Genomic DNA, 5,163 nt, shown 5'->3' with positions numbered 1-5,163 from the left:
AACAGGGCAGGCTGGGCGTACTGCGTCTGCTGCAGCAGCTCCGGATCGTCCCCGAAGAGAACCTCCCGCAACGGACGCGGCAGGTGCGGGTCCAGCGCCGCGACTACCTCGTCCAAGGCGGCGGCGAATGCGGGCTCGGCGTCGTACAACTCCCGCCCCATACCGAGCCGTTGTGCTCCCTGCCCGGTGAACATGAACGCCACCCGCCCGGGCCGCGCGCTCCCCGTGACCACCCCGTTCGTCGGCTTGTCGGAGGCCAGTGCGCGCAGGCGCCGTGCGAACTCGTCATGGCCCGAGGCCAGGACGACGGCGCGATGGTCGAGGGCCGCGCGGGTGGTGAGCAGGGCTGCGGAGACGGCGGAGACGGAGATGCCGGGGGTGTCCTCGGCGAAGCGGAGCAGGCGGGCCGCCTGGGACTGGAGGGCCTTCCTGGTCCTTCCGGCGAGGGGCCAGGGCACGGGGTTCGTCGATCGCTCGGGTTCGTCGGTGGTGGGTGATGCTTCCGGCGGGGCCGCTTCCAGGATGACGTGGGCGTTGGTGCCGCTGATGCCGAAGGAGGAGACGCCGGCCCGGCGCGGGCGGCCCGGCTCCGGCCACTTCAGTTCCTCGGTGAGCAGCGACACGTTGCCCGCGTCCCAGTCGATGTGGGGTGAGGGCGCGTCGACGTGCAGGGTCCGCGGGAGCACTTCGTGCCGAAGCGCCATGACCATCTTGATGACGCCCGCGACACCCGCCGCGGCCTGGGTGTGGCCGATGTTGGACTTCACCGAGCCCAGCCACAGCGGGCGGTTCTCCGGCCGGTCCTGTCCATATGTCGCCAGTAGCGCCTGGGCCTCGATCGGGTCGCCGAGCGTCGTCCCCGTGCCGTGTGCCTCGACCGCGTCCACCTCGGCGGGCTTGAGGTGGGCGTTGGCGAGGGCCTGCCGGATCACCCGCTGCTGCGACGGTCCGTTGGGTGCGGTGAGGCCGTTGCTGGCGCCGTCCTGGTTGACGGCGGAGCCGCGTACGACGGCCAGGACCCGGTGGCCGTTGCGGCGGGCGTCGGACAGCCGCTCCACGAGGAGCACACCGGCGCCCTCGGAGAAGCCGGTGCCGTCGGCCGCCGCCGCGAACGCCTTGCAGCGGCCGTCCGCCGCGAGTCCCCGCTGCCGGCTGAACTCGGTGAAGAGGCCTGGCACGGCCATCACCGTCACGCCTCCGGCCAGAGCGAGCGAGCACTCGCCGTTGCGCAGGGCCTGGCAGGCGAGATGGAGTGCGACCAGGGAGGAAGAGCACGCCGTGTCGACGGTGACGGCGGGCCCCTCCAGGCCGAAGGCGTAGGAGATCCGGCCGGACAGCACGCTGGCCGAGGTCCCGGTGCCGACGTATCCCTGGACGCCTTCGGGGAACTCGGGGAGGCCGATCGCGTAGCCGGAGGCGATGGCGCCGGCGAAGATGCCGGTCCGGGTTCCGCCGAGCGAGGTCGGGTCGATGCCGGCCCGTTCGAAGACCTCCCAGGAGGTCTCCAGGAGCAGCCGCTGCTGCGGGTCCATCGCCAGGGCCTCACGGGGTGAGATGCCGAACAGCAGCGGATCGAACTGCCCGGCGTCATAGAGGAATCCGCCCTGGCTCGTGTACGACGTGCCCGGGTGGTCGGGATCAGGGTCGTAGAGCGCGTCCAGGTCCCAGCCGCGGTCGGTCGGGAAGCCCGAGACGGCGTCCCGGCCCTCGACGAGCAACTGCCAGAACTGCTCGGGGCTCTGCACCTCGCCGGGGAAGCGGCAGGCCATGCCGATGATGGCCACCGGCTCCCGGGACGCCGTGGTGAGCTGGTGGTTCTGGCGCCGCAGCCGCTCGTTCTCCGACAACGACGCGCGCAGCGCCTCGACGATCTTCTCGGGTGATGTGGTCATTTCCGGACCTCCGTCTCGGGGGTCTCCAGCGCGAGCTGCACGAGATCGTCGAGGCCCATCGTGGCGATCGACAACCGCTCGCTCTCGGCCTCGCCCCCGGTGTCACCGACGCCGGCGAGCCGGAGCAGGACGTCGACCAGCCCCGCCTCGCGCAGCTGCTGAAGGGACAGGGACGCGAGCGCCTCGCGTACGGCGGCCTCCTGCGGGTCGACCTGCGGGACCGCCCCGAACTGGGGTTCCAGGCCGGTGCGCAGGTGCTCGGCGAGGCGAGCCGGGGTCGGATAGTCGAAGACGAGGCTGGGCGGCAGCCGCAGCCCGGTGGCGGCATTGAGGAGGTTGCGCAGCTCGACCGCGGTGAGCGAGTCGAAGCCGAGCTCGTTGAAGGCGTGGTCCGGGTCGATCGAGGCGGACGAGGCGTGTCCGAGGACGTTGGCCGCCTGGGTCCGTACGAGTTCCAGGAGTTCCCGGTGCCGGTCGGCCTCCGGCAGTGCGGCGAGCCGCCGTACGAGCACCGCCCCGCCCTCGTCGCCGCCCTGGTCCGCGGTCCGCCGGACGGACGTACGGACCAGGCCGCGCAGTACGCCGGGCAGCACCCCGGCCTCGGCCAGGCCGCGCAGAGCCGGCGGATCGAGCTGGACGGGTGCGACACAGGCCTCGTCCAGCGTGCAGGCGGTGTCGAACAGCGCGAGCCCCTGCTCGGCGGAGATCGGCACCACGCCACTGCGCGACATCCGGCGCCGCTCGCCCTCGTCCAGGTGCCCGGTCATACCGGTCGCGTCGGACCACAGACCCCACGCGAGCGAGAGAGCCGGCAGGCCCTGCGCGTGCCGGTGACGGGCCAGCGCGTCGGTGAACACGTTCGCCGCCGCGTAGTTGGCCTGACCGGGGTTGCCGAACAGACCGGCGATCGAGGAGAAGAGGACGAACGCCGTCAGGTCACGGTCCCGGGTCAGCTCGTGCAGGTTGACGGCGGCGTCGGTCTTGGGCCGCATGACCCAGTCGACGCGCTCCGGAGTCATCGCGCCGATCACACCGTCGTCGAGCACGCCCGCCGTGTGCACGACCGCCCGCAGCGGATGGGCGGCGTCGATGCCGTCCAGCACGCCGGCCAGGGCGTCCCGGTCCGCCACGTCGCAGGCGACCACCGTCGCCTCGGCGCCCAACTCGGCGAGCTGAGCGATGAGTTCGGACGCCCCGGGAGCGTCCGCGCCGCGTCGGCTGGTCAGCAGCAGATGCCGCACGCCGTACCGCGTCACCAGATGCCGGGCGAAGAGACCGCCCAGCGTGCCCGTGCCGCCGGTGATGAGCACGGTGCCGGAGGGGTCCCAGACGGGGACGGTGACCTCGGCCGGTACGGTCACCCGGGCCAGCCTCGGCACGAGCACGGCCCCGTCGCGTACGGCGATCTGCGGCTCGCTCACCGACAGGGCGGCGGCGATCGCACCCGGCAGCGCCGTCACGGAGACCTGCGGGTCGTCCACGTCCACGACGACGAAACGCCCGGGGTTCTCGGACTGCGCCGAGCGCAACAGTCCCCACACCGGGGCCTGCACCAGGTTCGCGTCCTTCGCGTCGGCGTCCGTGGCGACCGCGCCCCGAGTGATCACGACCAGCTGCGACGACTCCAGCCGGGGATCGGCCAGCCACGTCTGCACCTCGGTCAGCATCAGAGAGGTGGACGCGCGGGCGTCCGCCGCGATGTCGCCGGTGGACACCGGGGCACAGGCCAGCAGGACCACGTCCGGCACCTCGTCGCCCGAGTCCAGCGCCTGCACCAGGCTCGCGACGTCGGCGTGGGCCGACGCACGCACGCCTGTCGCCAGGACGGCCGCCACCAGCGGTTCGGCCTCCCGCCCGAGCACGACCCAGTCGCCGGCCGGATCCGCCCCGGCACCGGCGGCCCGCATCGGTTCCCACGCCGAGCGGAAGAGATCCCGCTCGGACTGCTGCGCACTGGGCAACTGCCCCGGCGAGACGGGACGCGACACCATCGACCCGACGGAAGCGACCGGCCGGCCCGCCCCGTCCGCGAGCCGCAGCGCCACCGCGTCCGTGTCCGCCGACGACAGCCACACCCGCAGCGTCCGGGCGCCCACGGCACGCAGCGACACATCACTCCAAGCGAACGGCAACCGTACCCGCTCGGTGTCGGCGAAGAAGTCCCCCACACCGATGGCGTGCAGCGCGGCGTCGAGCAGTGCCGGATGCACCCCGAACCGCCCCGCCTCCTCCCGAGCCTCGTCCGGCAGGGCCACCTCGGCGTAGACGTCCTGCCCATGGCGCCAGGCCGCCCGCAGACCGCGGAACACCGGCCCGTAGCCATGGCCCACCTCGGCCAGACCCTCGTAGAAGCCCTCCAGGTCGACCGGCTCGGCACCGGCGGGCGGCCACACCGTGAGGTCGAACTGCGGCGCGTCGGCCCGCTGCGCCAGTACGCCGCTCGCGTGCCGCGTCCACGTGTCGGACTCCTCCGTGTCGTCCTCCGGACGCGAGTACACGTGCAGCGCCCGCCGCCCGGTGTCGTCGGCCTCGCCGATCACCACCTGCGTCCGCAACGCCCCCCGTTCCGGCAGAACCAGGGGTGCTTCGAGAGTCAGCTCCTCCAGGCACTCGCAGCCGGCCTCGTCACCCGCCCGCAACGCCAGCTCCACGAACGCGGCCCCCGGCAACAGCACGGTGCCCAGCGCCACATGGTCGGCCAGCCACGGATGCGTACGCAGCGACAGCCGCCCGGTGAGCACGAGTTGATCCCTCTCGGCCGGACGCACCACGGCCCCCAGCAGCGGATGACCGGGTGCCGTGAGGCCCGCCGCCGCGAGGTCGACGGGACCGCCGTCGCCCGGCTCCAGCCAGTAGCGCTCCCGCTGGAACGCGTACGTCGGCAGCGCCGCGACCCGCGCGGAGCGGAACGCGGGCAGCGACGCCCAGTCGACGGGGAGCCCTCCGGCCCACGCGGTGGCGAGGGCGGTGTGGAGCTGGGTGAGGCCGCCGTGGTCCCGACGGAGAGTGCCGATGATCGTGGCGTCCGTGGCGGTGTCCTGCGCCGTTTCCTCGACGGCCATGGTCAGGACGGGGTGGGCGGTGGTTTCGATGAAGTGGCGGTGGCCGTGGGTGAGGAGGGTGTGGGTGGTTTCTTCGAAGCGGACGGTTTGGCGGAGGTTGGTGTACCAGTAGTCGGCGTTGAGTGTGGTGCCGTCGATGGGTTCGGTGGTGACGGTGGAGTAGAGGGGGATGGTGGTGGGTTGGGGGGTGATGCCGTGGGCGGCGTTGA

At 72.8% G+C, this 5,163-nt stretch carries 2 protein-coding genes; both read right to left on the bottom strand.

Features of this window, described 5'->3' with window-relative positions; genetic code table 11:
- Positions 1–1,892: type I polyketide synthase (locus ACH47Z_RS46860; RefSeq protein ID WP_399086674.1), on the bottom strand; the 1,892-nt coding region annotated here is incomplete at its 3' end.
- Positions 1,889–5,163 (bottom strand): type I polyketide synthase (locus tag ACH47Z_RS46855; RefSeq protein WP_399086671.1); only part of this gene is annotated, 3,275 nt, incomplete at its 5' end. The genes ACH47Z_RS46860 and ACH47Z_RS46855, both read right to left, overlap by 4 nt.

The organism is Streptomyces sp. NPDC020192 (genome assembly GCF_044388685.1).
Taxonomy (GTDB): domain Bacteria; phylum Actinomycetota; class Actinomycetes; order Streptomycetales; family Streptomycetaceae; genus Streptomyces.
The sequence above is the reverse complement of the archived record's forward strand: the minus strand, read 5'-3'. Positions and strand labels throughout refer to the sequence as shown.